The following is a 12,769-nucleotide window of genomic DNA, read 5'->3' as shown; positions in this document are numbered from 1 at the left end:
AGGGGAACCACGCTCATGTCCGCCACCGTGCGCCGTCCGCCCAGCCCGCAGACCCACTGCACCGCCGAGCAATACGCGGAGTGGCACCGCCGGGCGCTCGCCGACCCGGACGGCTTCTGGCTCGAACAGGCCGCGCGGCTCGACTGGACCACCCCGCCACGCCGTGCCGGGGAATGGTCGTTCGATCCGGTCGACATCCGCTGGTTCGCGGACGGCCGCCTGAACCTGTGCCACAACGCCGTCGACCGCCACGTGGGGGCCGGACACGGCGCACGCACGGCGCTGATCTTCGAGCCCGACAACCCGGAGGGCGAGCGCCGGACCCTGACCTATGCCGATCTTCAACGGGCGGTGATCCGCATGGCGAACGCGCTCAAGGCGCTGGGCGTGCGGCGCGGCGACCGGGTCACGCTGTATCTGCCGATGGCAGTGGAGGGCATCACGGCGATGCTGGCCTGCGCCCGCCTCGGCGCCGTCCATTCGGTCGTCTTCGGCGGCTTTTCCGCAGAGGCGCTGGCGGGCCGCATCCGCGACTGCGGCAGCCGCTTCGTCGTTACGGCGGATGGCGGGCGGCGGGGCGGCCGCGCCGTGCCCCTGAAAAGCGTCGTCGACGAAGCGCTGCAGGGTGACGGTCTGAAGGTCGACGGCGTGCTGGTCGTGGCGCACAGCGGCGAGACCGTCGCCATGGTTCCGGGGCGCGACCACTGGCTCCACGACCTCCAGACGGAGGACGCGTGTCCGTGCGAGGAGATGAGCGCGGAAGACCCGCTGTTCATCCTCTACACCTCCGGCTCGACCGGCAAGCCCAAGGGCGTCGTGCACACCACCGGCGGCTACGGCGTGTGGACCGCCACCACCTTCCGCTACGTCTTCGACTTCCGTCCGGGCGAGGTGTTCTGGTGCACCGCCGACATCGGCTGGATCACCGGGCACAGCTATGTGGCCTACGGACCGCTGCTGAACGGCGCGACGCAGGTCATCTTCGAGGGGGTGCCGAACTGGCCCGATCCGGGGCGCATCTGGGACGTGGTGGACCGCCACCGTGTCGCCGTCCTCTACACCGCGCCGACCGCCATCCGCGCGCTGATGCGCGAAGGGGATGCGCACGTGACCCGCCGCGACCGCTCCAGCCTGCGCCTGCTCGGGACGGTCGGGGAACCGATCAACCCGGAGGCATGGCGGTGGTATCACGAGGTCGTCGGCGAGGGCCGCTGCCCAATCGTTGACACCTGGTGGCAGACCGAAACCGGCGGCGTGATGATCACCACCCTGCCCGGCGCCCACGACATGAAGCCGGGGGCGGCCGGTCTCCCCTTCTTCGGGGTGCAGCCGGAACTTCTCGATGCCGAGGGGCGCGTGCTCGAGGGCGAGGCTTCGGGCAATCTGTGCCTCGCGGCGAGCTGGCCGGGGCAGGCGCGCACCGTGCACGGCGATCACCAGCGGTTCGTGGACACGTATTTCTCGGCCTATCCCGGACGCTATTTCACCGGCGACGGCTGCCGCCGGGATGCGGACGGCTACCACTGGATCACGGGGCGCGTCGACGACGTGCTCAACGTCTCGGGACACCGGCTGGGGACGGCGGAGATTGAAAGCGCGCTCGTGCTGCACGACGCCGTGGCCGAAGCGGCGGTGGTCGGTGTCGCGCACCCGGTGAAGGGTCAGGGCATCTACTGCTATGTCAGCCCGCTGGTCGGGGTCACGCCGTCCGACGGGCTGCGGGCCGAACTCAAGGCGCTGGTGCGGCGCGAGATCGGCGCGGTGGCGACGCCGGACGTCATCCACTTCACCGATGCGCTGCCCAAGACGCGCTCGGGCAAGATCATGCGCCGGATCCTCAGGAAGATCGCCGACGGACAGGTGGACGATCTGGGCGATGTCTCGACGCTGGCCGATCCGGCGCTGGTCGAGCGTCTTGTCGCCGGACGCGCGGACGACTGACGCCGCGCGCACGGCAACGGCGCCTCACGCGTCCGTCCCGTTCCAGTGGAATGCCGGCGCCGCGCCGCGCCTGGCGACCAGCATCGCGTCGGCGACGATCCGCATCGGCTCGGCATCGACCTCCACCGCGCGGGCGTTCACCAGCCCGGCGAAACGGCGATAGAGCGAGGGATACTCGCCCGCTCCGTCGAGCCGCTGCTCCGCACCGCCCACGAACAGCCGGGCGCCGCCCTCGCGCAGCGACAGCGACAGCCCGTCGGCCGTGTCGATGTCGATCGTCCACTCCTCGGCCCCGGTGTGGTTCCAGTTGAACGAAGCGGCACCGTCGATGCCGGAAAAGGTGATCTCCGCCCCGATCGGGGATTGCCGGTTTGCGGGTACGCTCAGGCAGGCGCCGCCAACGATCAGCGGCGCCGGCAGGATGGCGCTGGCGATGGAAAGCGCGTTGATGCCGGGATCGAAAACCCCCAGCCCGCCCGCGTCCCACACCCAGTCCTGCCCGGGATGCCAGACGCGCACGTCCTCGTGCCAGCGGATCCGCAGCCGCCCGACCGTGCGCCCGGCAAGGAGCCGTGCCGCCGGCTGGACGGCCGCAGCATGCTGCGAGTGCCAGCCGGCATACAGGGCCAGCCCGCGCTCATGCGCCTGCCGCACGAGCGCGTCCACTTCGCCAAGGGTCGCCGCCGGTGGCTTTTCCAGCAGCACCGCGCGCCCGGCGGCGAGCGCCGCCTCCGCGAGGGCGAAGCGCGGCCCCGGCGGCGTTGCCACCACCACCGCCTGCACTGACGCGCCGAGCGCGCCGAACATGGCTGCGGCATTGTCGAACACCGGAACCGGCGCGTCGCTGACGGGCCCCCGCGTGCAGATCGCCTCCAGCCGGAAGCTGTCGTTGGCGGCGATGGCCGGCACGTGCTGGTCGCGGGCGATCTTGCCATAGCCGATGATGGCAATGCCGATTGTCACGCCCGATCGCCCCGGCCCAGCTGCTCCACGAAGCGGCGCGCCCTGGCCCGCGCGGCCGCCGGCGAGTCGCCGGGCCGGTAGAGCGCGCCGCCGAGCCCGAACCCGGTCGCGCCGGCCGACAGGTAATCCGCCATCGCCTCCGGGGTGATCGAGCCGACCACGAGCACCGGAACGGCTGGCGGAAGAACGGCGCGGTGGGCGCGAAGGACCGCCGCCGAAGCCGCCTCGGCAGGAAACAGCTTCAGCGCGTGCGCGCCCGCGTAGAGCGCGACAAAGGCCTCGGTCGGCGTGAAATAGCCGGGTACGCTGGCCATGCCGAGCCCGGCGGTGGCGGCGATCACCTCCCGGTCGGTCGCGGGGGACACGACCAGCGTGGCGCCGGCGGCGGCCACGTCATGCACCTCGCCCGGCCGTGTCACGGTGCCGGCGCCGACGGTCGCCGCGCTTCCGAGCGCCCGCGCCAGACGCGCGATGCTCTCGAGCGGATCGGGCGAGTTGAGCGGCACCTCGATGATCCGCAGTCCCGCCTCGCACAAAGCTTCGCCCACCGCGACCGCCTCGCCGGGCCGGATGCCCCTCAGGATGGCGACGAGCGGGCAGGCAGCCAGATGCGCCTGAAAGGCGGTCACTCCCGTCATGTCAGCACCCTGTCCGCAAGCGCCTGCATCCCGCGCAGAAAGGCCGGTTCATCCCGGTGGACAAGGGTCTGCCGACCGGCCTCGGCCAGCGCCGCCGCGTAGAGCGCGCCAAGGCTGGGCTGGCCGAGCACATGCACGACGCCCTCCGGCCCGGCGGCGATGCCGGACGCCACATCGCTGCCGATCAGCAGCCCGCTGGCGAAGGATGCCGGGCTTCCCAAGTCAAGCTTCAGCACCTCGCGGACCCGGATCTGGAACAGGTCGCCCAGCAGATCGCCCCCATCCAGCGCACGGCGCACGCCCCGGCGGAAATCGGCATCGTCTTCGGCCTCGCCCGTCAGCCGAGCGGCAAGCAGGCTGTGTTCCCGCAGCAGCGCGAACAGTTCTCCGGTCATGCGAGTCCGGAACCAGGCGAGCCGCCCTCCGGCGACGCGCATCCACTTCGTGTGGGTGCCCGGATGACAGACGAGCGCATCCGGCGGAATGGCACCTGCGGCCACTGCACCGAGCACCTGCACTTCCTCGCCGCGCATCACGTCCGGACCGCCCCGTTCCGCCGCCACGCACGCGCCGGGCACGATGCCGGTGCGGCCCGGCTCGACCCAGACGATCGCATCCGCAAGATCGTCAAGAGCGACAGGACAGGCGAGGTAAGGCGCCTCGCGCCAGCCGCGCGCCGAGCCGATCATCCCGGCGAGCAGCATGGGATGGTCCCCGAGTGCTGTGCGCAGCCCCGCCACCGCTTCATCGAAGCCCCCTGCCGGCACCGAGCGGACGCCGAGCCCGTCCGACACCCTGCCCAGCACCGCGCCGCCAGGACCGACAAGCGTGGCCCGGCGGTTGGTCGTGCCCCAGTCGACGAGGATGACGGGTGCCGGTGGTCGCATCATTTGCTGTTCTAGAGGATGTGGGCGCCGGGGCAAACGCGCATTCCTGGTTTCCCGACGCCTCTCTCCTCTTGCCCTCCTCGGTCATCAGGTATATATGCAAAGATGTTCATATGTTGAAGAGTATCAGTCTCGACCGTGACGAAGGCACCCAGCTTGCGGAGCTGTTCCGCCTGCTCGGAGAGCCGAACCGCCTCCGGCTGGTGACGGCCTGTCTGGACGGTCCGCGCAGCGTCGGCGAACTGACGGCGCTTGCGGGCATCAGCCAGAGCCTCGTGTCGCAGCATCTGCGGCTGCTGCGGGCCGGTCGCCTGCTTCGCCAGCATCGGGCCGGGCGGCGGGTGTATTACGATCTTCCCGACTGTCATGTCCGTTCGATGCTCATCAACATGCTTGAACACATGCGCGAGCCCGATGAGGGCGAAGAGGAGAACGAGTCATGAGTGTCGCCGTTGAAATGGTGAAGTGCGCCTGCGCGGACTGCGTGTGCGTCGTAGGAGCGAGCGAGGCCATCATGGCCGACGGACGCGGCTTCTGCAGCGACACCTGTGCCTCGCACCATCAGGACGGGGCCGGCTGCGCCCATGCGGGCTGCCTCTGCCACGGGTGACGGCGGCGGCCGCCCGCGTCATGTCCAGCCCCACGCCGGCGGAGGCACGGGGATGGGCCGCGTGGTGTCGAACTCGACCCTGAACAGCCGCCCCTCGCGGCGGAGCTGATAGGCATAGCGGCCGCCCGGCACGCCGCGCGGGTCGACCTCCACGCGCCAGACGTTCGTGACGCTGGCCTCGAGGCCGTTTGCCCGGAACAGGGCGATGCTGAACGGATCGACCGGAAACTCCTGCGCGCGCGGGGTCCCCGGGCCGGTCGTACGGCCGCCATAGAGCGTCACCGCATCCGCGCTGCCGTCGGCATGGCGGTGATCGTGCTGCAGCAGCAGCCCCTCCTCCACCCGGCTGACCAGCCAGGTGCGCGAGCGGTCCCACACGCCATCGGCGGTCTCGATGTGGAAGGCGATGGCCACCCGCGTCCCCGTGCAGTCGCGCACGTGCATCTGCATCGCCCGGCCGGCCATGGCGGCGTCGGCCGCATCGCTCGACACCAGAGCGCCGGCATAGGCCCGCCCGCAGTGGCTCGACAGGGCGGCGAAGAACGCGTCCTGTGCAGCATGGCGTCCGGCGCTGGCGGACACGCAGCCGGAGAGCGCCGCCGCACAAAGCAGGGCCAGAACGCGTCCGGGGCCGAAAACGGGCTTCATCGGCAGGATGGTAGCGACCCAGGTCTCATCCCGCCAGTCCACGCGCGCCGTCCGGAACCGCCGGCGCCCCCGCCCGGTTCTCCTTCATACCGGCCACATCAAGGAGAGAGCAGAGCATGGACTTCCAGTTCAACACCGACAGCAGCGTGATGGGAACCGAGAACGTCGCCGAGCGCATCGAAACGCAGCTGCGCGAACGGCTGGCGCGGTTCGCCGACCGCCTGACCCGCCTGGAAGTGCATGTGGTGGACGAAAACGCCTCCCGCGGCGGCGCGGACGACAAGAAGTGCACGATCGAGGCGCGCCCGCGCGGCGGCGCACCGGTGGCGGTCACGGCGACAGCCGGTGACGTCGACTCCGCCGCCCGTCAGGCCGGCGCGAAGCTCGTGTCGCTGCTCGACAGCCACTTCGGCAAGGCCGACCGGCACCCGCGCGGATGACGGGGCTGCGGCCCGGTGCTCAGACGCCGGTCCGCGTGTGGCGGTGAAGCATGATGTCGAGCAGCGGCACCTCCGATCGCCGCCACGCCTTCTCGTGAAAGAAGAACACCACCGCGTTCACCAGCGGCTCGACGAGGGCGATGCCGCTGGCGATCGCGACTGACCCCGTGAATACATAGGCCACGGTGAAGCCGACCAGCAGGTGCAGCGCCAGAAAGGTCAGGGTCTTGGTGAAATCCCGGCCAAACGGCACCAGCCAGCGCGGCGGCACCCACGGTTCGGCACTGCCGGCCTCGGCCGGCGCGCGGGACGGGGATGAGGCCGGAGCAGACCCGCCCTGCGCGACCGGACGCGGCACGGGCGCGGTGCGGATCTCCCCGGCACCGGCCGCCGTCGGCGGCACGGCGACGTCGTGCCCGTCCCACCGCGCGGTGAGCGCCGCGCCGTTGTGCTGGCAACGGCCGAAGCGGACGCGGATCGCCTCCGCCCTTCCGAGCAGGTCCGCACCGGTCGCCGCCTCTGGAGAGAACACGGGCATCATCCGCCGCGCCGATCCCCGCCCCGCACACGCTGCGCCGCCGGACAGCCTGTGGAGGTCATCCGGCTGCACAGGCATACGGGCCGGCGCAGCCAGCGCGCCCGTGTCCCACCTGCACTCGCCTTCATCTGTCTGCACAACCTGCCTGCCCTCCTGACCTTCCTGAGCGAGCCATGCGTCTCCCGGTTCCACCAGGATGGCGAGGAAATCCACGATTAGGAGATTGGAGCGTATCGTGCTACGGCAACGGGGCTGACGTCGACGATTGCGACGGATTTCCGATTTTGCGCCGCCCGGCTTCAGCCGCGCCAGCCGCAGAGGACGAGTTCCCTTCCCTGAACGATGCGAAGCACGACCGTCCGGCACGACGCCGGACACACCACGACGTTCTTGAAAGGAACTCCACATGACCAAGACTGGCACCGTCAAATTCTTCAACGCCGACAAGGGCTATGGCTTCATCCAGCCCGATGACGGCTCGGCTGACAGCTTCGTCCACATCACCGCCGTGCAGGCGGCCGGGATGCACACGCTCGACAAGGATCAGCGGCTGAACTTCGAGGTCGAGCGCGGCCGCAACGGCAAGGAAAGCGCCGTGAACCTCTCACCCGCCGGCTGACGCCGCGGCGTTCCAGCGCTCGAAAGGCGCCAGGCGGGGAAGATCCGGCCTGGCGCCTTTTTTGTGCCCGCACCACGGGATTGTTCCCAAACGCCGCCACGAAACCGCCGCGGCTGGAACAACCGGCATTAACAATCGTCAAGTTGCGGGGTGCAGACGGGTCGCGAGCCCGTCCGCAACCCCGTGCGGATCAATTGCGAACGGAAAGAACGGACCAATGAGGACACGGACAGCACTCTTTGCCGGGCTCGGCGCGCTTGCCCTGACGGCGTGCGGGTCGGCGAACGACACCGGCACCGGCACCACCACCACGACGACGACGGCCGACACCACGGTCGCCGGGACGACGGCCACCGCCACCGCACCGGCCGCCTCGGGGAACGTGGTTCAGGTCGCTCAGGGCAATCCGGATTTCTCGACACTGGTGACGGCGGTGCAGTCGGCGGGACTGGGCGAGACGCTGTCCGGTCCCGGGCCGTTCACCGTGTTCGCGCCCACCAACGCGGCCTTCAACGGGGTGCCGCAGGCGACACGTGACCAGCTGCTCAGCCCGGCCGGACGCGAGGATCTGCGCTCGATCCTGACCTACCATGTGGTGCCGGGGACGACCGATGCGGCCACGCTGACGCAGGCCGTTCAGGCTGCGGGGAGCGGCGGGCACCGGCTGACGACCGTCAACGGCGCGACACTCACCGCGACGCTCGATGGCAACACCGTGGTCCTGACCGACGCCGCCGGCAACCGCGCGCGCGTGGTGCAGACCGACGTCAATGCCAGCAACGGCGTGATCCACGCCATCGACCGGGTGCTGATGCCGCGCTGAAGCGCTGCACGGCCCGCGGACAAGGCTGAGGGGCGGCGCCGGCCGGGGCCTCCCCTTTTCGTGTTGTCGCCCGCGCGGGAACACGTCATTCTGGGCGCGGCGCAGTCTGGCGAAAGGCGTTGGGGATGACCGGCATGACGAGCATCGGACGGAGCCTCGGGACACTCGCCACTGCCCTCCTCGCCCTCCTCGCCGCGCCACTGTCCGCGCAGCCGCAGGCGAATGTCGCCGCCGTCGAAAGCCGTGCCGGCAATCTCCACGTGATCCACCTGTGGACCACCGATCCCGACACTCTGGCGCAGCAGATGGGCAGCGGAGCCCGTCCCGCTCCCCGCACGTCGCTTGCGGCCCGCCGCCTTCAGCGCGTGCAGCAGCTCATCCTGTTCGGCAATTGCCGCCGCGACCCGGACGGCAAGTGCTGGCTGTCGGCGCGCGTCCGGATCACCGCCCCGGACGGACAGCCCTATGGCGAGGAACTGGCCTTCGACGCATGGCCGCTCGGCCCGGCTCCCGCCGGCAACGGCTTCGCGCTCGCTCCCGGAGCCGTGGCGGTCACGATCGAGCCGGGGGAAATGCTGGGGCGCTACACGGTCGAGCTGATGCTGACGGACGAGATTTCCGTCCACACGGCGGTGAGCGTGGTTCATCTCGACATCTCCGAGGCGGACGGCGCTCAACCGGCAGGTCCGAAACATTGAGAGGCGACCAAGGCCCGGTCGAACAGCTGGGCCGCCCCGGACACCCATCGCCGGACCGGCACGGGCATGGGCAGGCGGCCGTCCCGCACTGGCCGCTCCGGCTCGGCTGGGCCGGCCTGCTGCCGCAGCTCGCCTGCGCGGCGGCGGTGTGGGCGGGACCGCCGGAGTGGCGCTATGCCGCTCTGGCTATCGCCTGGGGTTATGCGGCGCTCATCCTCTCGTTTCTCGGCGGGCTGTGGTGGGGTCTCGCCGCAGCGGCCGACCACCGGCACGAGCCGGTCCCGACCTCTCTCTGGATCGCGGCCGTGGCGCCCAGCCTGCTCGCGCTCGCCACCTATCTGCCGTGGGTGTTCGGGCTCCAGTGGCCGGGACCGTCGCTGGTGGTGCTGGCGCTGGCGCTGGCGGCGAGCCCGCTTGTCGATCGCCGTCTCGCGCGGCATCATGCGCCGCGCTGGTGGATGCGCTTGCGCTGGCCGCTGTCGGAGGGACTGGCTGCGGCAACGCTGCTCGTCGCGCTGTCTTGAGGAGCAAGCGTCGTGCCGGCACTCCATGCCGGGACGATCGTTCGACGGTGACACTGCCAGAAAGGAACTGCCCGATGCCCCTTCGCCTTGCGGTCTTGAGTGCCCCCGTGCTGCTGCTCGCGGCCGCCTGCAACCAGAACGCGCCGACGAACACCGACCTGCCGACGCAGGCCGGCGCAACCGCGCCCGCGGCGGGAGTGGCGGCAACGCCCGCCCCGGTGCAGGCCGTTCCGCCCGGCGTCGAGCCCGGCACCGCCACGACGGCCGCCCCGGCCACGGCTGCCGGCGGTCCGCAGGGTGGCTACACGACCAACGAGGACGGAACCATCGCCGATGCGCCGCGGTGACCGGGTGCGTGTCGGGATGTGGGCGGGCGCGGCCGCGCTTGCCCTGTCCGCCTGCGGAACGATGGGGCAGTCCGACCAGACCTCTCCCTTCTCCGGCATCGGCCCGGACGAGACGGTGCGGATGATCGGCACGGAGCCGTTCTGGAACGCGAGCGTTCAGGGCGACACGCTGACCTACACGACACCGGACACGCCCGCAGGCAGCACCGCCCGCGTGCGCCGCTTCGCGGGCAACAACGGCCTGTCGTTCAGCGGCACGCTTGATGGTGCGGCGCTTGACGTGGTGCTGACCGCCGCGCCGTGCTCCGACGGCATGTCGGACCGGCGTTACCCGTTCACCGTGACGCTGAAGCTGGGAACGGAGCAGCGGGCGGGCTGCGGGTGGAGCGACCGGACGCCGTTCAGCGGACCAGCGGCGCCCTAGACGGCCGTTCCGGGCTGCACCCCTGCGCGGCGCAGCTCCGGCTCCAGCCGCCCGGTCAGCCACAGCCACCACATGCGGAAGTCCGCGCGCAGGCTCCACCACGGGTGCGTGAAGGTGGCCGGCCGGTTGCGCTCGACCAGCCAGTGCGCCAGCCAGGCAAAGCCGTAGCCGGCCAGCGGCAGGGCGGCGAGCAGCAGCCACCGCCCCGTGACAAGGGCAAGCAGGGCCAGCCCGACCACGAGCGTCGTGCCCGCATAGTGCAGCGCCCGTGTCCCCGGACGCGAATGTTCGCGCAGGTAGTGAAGCCAGAAGGCATCGGGTGTCATCGACGCGCGCATGACACGATGCTGCCATGTCCGCGACCGGCTTGTCAAAGGGCGCCGAGCGCAGGGGGCGTTCAGAACAGGCCCGGCACCTCGCGCTGCGCGGCGTTGTCGGTGAAGCTGCGCAGCAGCGCCCGCTCGGGCTGCGCCGCCTGCGGAGCCTGCACACCCTCGCCGGCGATCGGCGTGCAGCTGCGACCGGCAAGGAAGTCCAGCGCGGCGCGGGTGGAGGCTTCCTGCGGATCGCCGAGCGGGCGCGACAGGTCGTCGGCCGCGCGGCAGGTGTTCGGCATCACCCGCGCAAGGCCGTTGTAGTAGTCGCCCTGTCCCGCCGCGTTGACGGTCCGGAAGGCGACCACGCGCAGGCGGTCGTCGCACGCCGCCCGGTCCAGCGCGATCTGCCCCACCGGCTTGCCGGAGGTGTTCGCCCCGACAAGGGCGAGGTTGCTGCCCAGCAGGGGGATGAAGGCGTTGGCGACCTGCTCGCTCGCGGACGCGGTGCCTTCAGTGCCGATCACCGCCAGGCGGGTGACGCCGATCGCCTCGGCCTCGGCGCGGAACAGCGCGACCCGGTTCTCGCTGGCGAGGGAGGGGCGGAATTCCGTGCGGCTGAACACCTGGCCGACATAGTTGCGGCCCAGCAGGCTGCCGAGCAGCTCCGCCTGAGAGACGAGACCGCCGCCATTGTAGCGGAAGTCGAGGATGATCTGCGTCACCCCGGCCGCCTGGAACTGGCGAAAGGCCGCGCGCAGCTCGTCATCGCCCCGCCGGACGATGAAGGTGCGCAGGTTGAGATAGCCGACCCGTGTGCCGCCGTCGTCGAGGATCCGCACGCCGTAGCGGTCGGACACCGGGTCGAGGGCGTAGTCCGCCTTCGTCACGCTCGCCTCGCGGACAACCCCGCTCGCATCGGTGAAGCGCAGCGAGCGCGTCACCCCCGGATCGCTCGGCCCCAGGGCACGGCTCACGGCCGCCGGCCCGCCCTCCGCGATCAGGCTGGCGACGCTGGTTCCGTTGATGGCGAGCAGTTCGGTGCCGCGGTCGAGACCGGCCGCAAGGCCCGGCGCACCCTCGAACGCTTCGGACACGAACACCCGCGTCCCCTGATAGGACAGCCGGATGCCGAAGCCGGCATTGGAGCCGGTGTTGATGAGGGCGTTTTCCTCCGCGATCGAGGTGATGTAAGTGAAGAACCGGTCGCGGCCCTGCGCCCGCGCCGGCGCGACAAGCGCGTCGATGTAGTCCTGCACCGTGGTGAAGGCGGCCGGGTTCACCCCTTGCGCCACCAGTTCGGGGAACAGGTAATACTGGTCGATCTGCGCCTTCACCCAGCTCTGCCGCTCCGCCAGGGAACATTGCGCGGTTGGTGGCGGGGTCGGAGACGGCGCGGGATTGAAGCCGCCGGATGGCGGGCTGCCCGTGCCGCCCGAACCGCCGCCACCGCTCCCCCCGCCGCACGCCGCAAGACTGGCCGACGCGAGAAGGGCGACGACCATGCGCCAGCGGCGCCCCGATTTCATCCCTGCGCGTGCGTGCATCCTGAACCCGTCTTTCTGCGTCAGTTCCCCCGCAGCCCGGCAGAATGACCGCACAACTCCTTGTGATCAAGCGAAGATTTCGGCGGTCGATGGTGGCCCGTGCGGATGCTCTGGCGGTCGGTGCACCGACGTATGGCCGAAAGCGCTCGACCATCGGCGCGGCACCGGCCATGAGGCGGACCTGATGCAGCAAGGAATGCCCGAACGATGAACGAGACCCTACCCCCCTGGCTCGGCGCGCTTCTGGGTGACGGCCCGCCCCGCGCCGTGCCTGCCATCGCCAGTGTGCCGGAGGAGGTGGTCGGCGCCGGAGGACTGGTCCTGACAAGCGCAGCCTTCGCCAACGGCGAGGCGCTCGACGAAAGCTTCACCGCGCACGAGGAGGACGCCGTCGCGCCGCCGCTGGACTGGAGCGCCCCTCCCTCCGGCACGGCCGAACTCCTGCTGCTGGTCGAGGACGTCGACGCACCGGGCGCTCCCTGCCACTGGCTCGTCTGGGGCCTTCCGGCGCAGCGGGCCAAGCTGCTCGAAGGGGAGACGCCGCCACGCGCCGGCAAGAACGCGGCCGGCAATTCCGAATGGCTGCCGCCGCCGCTGGCGGCCGAGGACGGGACGCACCGCTACCTGTTCCAGCTGTTCGCCTCTGACGTCGCTGTGGACCTGCCGCCGGGAGCGACGCGGGAGCAGGTGCTGGCGCGGATCGCGGGCCGGGTGACCGGCGCCGCCGCTCTCCTCGCCCGCTTCGCTGCCCCGGACGAGGACTGGGACGAGGCTGAGGATGACGGGCCGGGCTGACTTTGCGTGTCGC

At 70.9% G+C, this 12,769-nt stretch carries 18 protein-coding genes; 11 read left to right on the top strand and 7 right to left on the bottom strand.

Features of this window, described 5'->3' with window-relative positions; translation table 11 throughout:
- Window positions 1–15: 15 nt before the first annotated feature.
- Entirely contained in the window at window positions 16–1,941 is a 1,926-nt protein-coding gene (gene acs, locus ETO60_RS10315) for an acetate--CoA ligase (protein ID WP_130005397.1), read from the top strand.
- 24 nt (window positions 1,942–1,965) lie between these two features.
- On the opposite strand, the gene ETO60_RS10310 is transcribed toward acs, so the two are convergent.
- Genes ETO60_RS10310 through ETO60_RS10300 form a run of 3 tightly spaced genes read right to left on the bottom strand, consistent with a single transcriptional unit; the run spans window position 1,966 to window position 4,432 of the window.
- Complete coding sequence (locus ETO60_RS10310) at window positions 1,966–2,904, bottom strand: Gfo/Idh/MocA family protein (protein ID WP_130005395.1); 939 nt, start codon at window positions 2,902–2,904, stop codon at window positions 1,966–1,968.
- On the bottom strand, window positions 2,901–3,542 hold the full coding sequence (locus ETO60_RS10305; protein ID WP_199798877.1) for a 2-dehydro-3-deoxy-6-phosphogalactonate aldolase: 642 nt from the start codon (window positions 3,540–3,542) through the stop codon (window positions 2,901–2,903). Before ETO60_RS10305 ends, ETO60_RS10310 begins: the two co-directional genes overlap by 4 nt.
- Window positions 3,539–4,432 carry a 2-dehydro-3-deoxygalactonokinase gene (locus ETO60_RS10300; protein ID WP_130005393.1) on the bottom strand — a complete coding sequence of 298 codons (894 nt, stop codon included), beginning with the start codon at window positions 4,430–4,432 and terminating at the stop codon, window positions 3,539–3,541. Before ETO60_RS10300 ends, ETO60_RS10305 begins: the two co-directional genes overlap by 4 nt.
- Before the next feature lie 110 nt (window positions 4,433–4,542).
- On the opposite strand from ETO60_RS10300, the gene ETO60_RS10295 reads away from it, so the two are divergent.
- Complete coding sequence (locus tag ETO60_RS10295) at window positions 4,543–4,872, top strand: ArsR/SmtB family transcription factor (protein WP_130005391.1); 330 nt, start codon at window positions 4,543–4,545, stop codon at window positions 4,870–4,872.
- On the top strand, window positions 4,869–5,039 hold the full coding sequence (locus ETO60_RS10290; protein WP_130005389.1) for a metallothionein: 171 nt from the start codon (window positions 4,869–4,871) through the stop codon (window positions 5,037–5,039). Before ETO60_RS10295 ends, ETO60_RS10290 begins: the two co-directional genes overlap by 4 nt.
- 18 nt (window positions 5,040–5,057) lie before the next feature.
- Here the strand turns inward: ETO60_RS10290 and ETO60_RS10285 are convergent, their stop codons facing one another.
- Entirely contained in the window at window positions 5,058–5,687 is a 630-nt protein-coding gene (locus ETO60_RS10285; RefSeq protein WP_234026450.1) for a hypothetical protein, read from the bottom strand.
- A 116-nt stretch (window positions 5,688–5,803) separates the two neighbouring features.
- On the opposite strand from ETO60_RS10285, the gene ETO60_RS10280 reads away from it, so the two are divergent.
- Window positions 5,804–6,127, top strand: coding sequence for an HPF/RaiA family ribosome-associated protein (locus ETO60_RS10280; RefSeq protein ID WP_130005387.1), 324 nt, complete (start codon window positions 5,804–5,806; stop codon window positions 6,125–6,127).
- Window positions 6,128–6,146: 19 nt separating this feature from the next.
- On the opposite strand, the gene ETO60_RS11420 is transcribed toward ETO60_RS10280, so the two are convergent.
- Window positions 6,147–6,380, bottom strand: coding sequence for a DUF2061 domain-containing protein (locus ETO60_RS11420; RefSeq protein ID WP_234026452.1), 234 nt, complete (start codon window positions 6,378–6,380; stop codon window positions 6,147–6,149).
- Window positions 6,381–7,071: 691 nt separating this feature from the next.
- Here ETO60_RS11420 and ETO60_RS10270 point away from each other — a divergent pair.
- The 6 genes from ETO60_RS10270 to ETO60_RS10250 all read left to right on the top strand — a co-directional run bounded on the left by ETO60_RS10270 (window position 7,072) and on the right by ETO60_RS10250 (window position 10,100).
- Window positions 7,072–7,284: a cold-shock protein gene (locus ETO60_RS10270; RefSeq protein WP_130005385.1), complete on the top strand. Its 213-nt coding sequence runs from the start codon at window positions 7,072–7,074 to the stop codon at window positions 7,282–7,284.
- A 217-nt stretch (window positions 7,285–7,501) separates the two neighbouring features.
- The gene (locus tag ETO60_RS10265) at window positions 7,502–8,107 is read left to right on the top strand and encodes a fasciclin domain-containing protein (protein ID WP_130005383.1); all 606 of its coding nucleotides are present in this window, start codon (window positions 7,502–7,504) and stop codon (window positions 8,105–8,107) included.
- A 125-nt stretch (window positions 8,108–8,232) separates the two neighbouring features.
- The gene (locus ETO60_RS11415) at window positions 8,233–8,805 is read left to right on the top strand and encodes a hypothetical protein (RefSeq protein ID WP_234026449.1); all 573 of its coding nucleotides are present in this window, start codon (window positions 8,233–8,235) and stop codon (window positions 8,803–8,805) included.
- Entirely contained in the window at window positions 8,802–9,329 is a 528-nt protein-coding gene (locus tag ETO60_RS10260) for a DUF3429 domain-containing protein (protein ID WP_234026448.1), read from the top strand. Before ETO60_RS11415 ends, ETO60_RS10260 begins: the two co-directional genes overlap by 4 nt.
- Before the next feature lie 74 nt (window positions 9,330–9,403).
- Window positions 9,404–9,676, top strand: a complete 273-nt coding sequence (locus ETO60_RS10255) for a hypothetical protein (RefSeq protein ID WP_130005379.1) — start codon at window positions 9,404–9,406, stop codon at window positions 9,674–9,676.
- Window positions 9,663–10,100, top strand: a complete 438-nt coding sequence (locus ETO60_RS10250; RefSeq protein ID WP_234026447.1) for a COG3650 family protein — start codon at window positions 9,663–9,665, stop codon at window positions 10,098–10,100. The genes ETO60_RS10255 and ETO60_RS10250 overlap by 14 nt, the downstream gene beginning before the upstream one ends.
- Here ETO60_RS10250 and ETO60_RS10245 read toward each other — a convergent pair.
- Together ETO60_RS10245 and ETO60_RS10240 are read right to left on the bottom strand one after the other, a co-directional pair.
- Window positions 10,097–10,426 carry a DUF962 domain-containing protein gene (locus ETO60_RS10245; RefSeq protein WP_234026446.1) on the bottom strand — a complete coding sequence of 110 codons (330 nt, stop codon included), beginning with the start codon at window positions 10,424–10,426 and terminating at the stop codon, window positions 10,097–10,099. The two genes, ETO60_RS10250 and ETO60_RS10245, sit on opposite strands and share 4 nt — an antisense overlap.
- 71 nt (window positions 10,427–10,497) lie before the next feature.
- Window positions 10,498–11,943 carry a S41 family peptidase gene (locus ETO60_RS10240; protein ID WP_130005375.1) on the bottom strand — a complete coding sequence of 482 codons (1,446 nt, stop codon included), beginning with the start codon at window positions 11,941–11,943 and terminating at the stop codon, window positions 10,498–10,500.
- A gap of 225 nt (window positions 11,944–12,168) precedes the next feature.
- Here ETO60_RS10240 and ETO60_RS10235 point away from each other — a divergent pair, with 225 nt between their 5' ends.
- Window positions 12,169–12,756, top strand: coding sequence for a YbhB/YbcL family Raf kinase inhibitor-like protein (locus ETO60_RS10235; protein WP_130005373.1), 588 nt, complete (start codon window positions 12,169–12,171; stop codon window positions 12,754–12,756).
- Window positions 12,757–12,769 lie beyond the last annotated feature (13 nt).

This window comes from Qipengyuania thermophila (assembly GCF_004153605.1).
GTDB lineage: Bacteria > Pseudomonadota > Alphaproteobacteria > Sphingomonadales > Sphingomonadaceae > Qipengyuania_B > Qipengyuania_B thermophila.
This window is presented reverse-complemented; position numbering and strand designations above follow the sequence as displayed.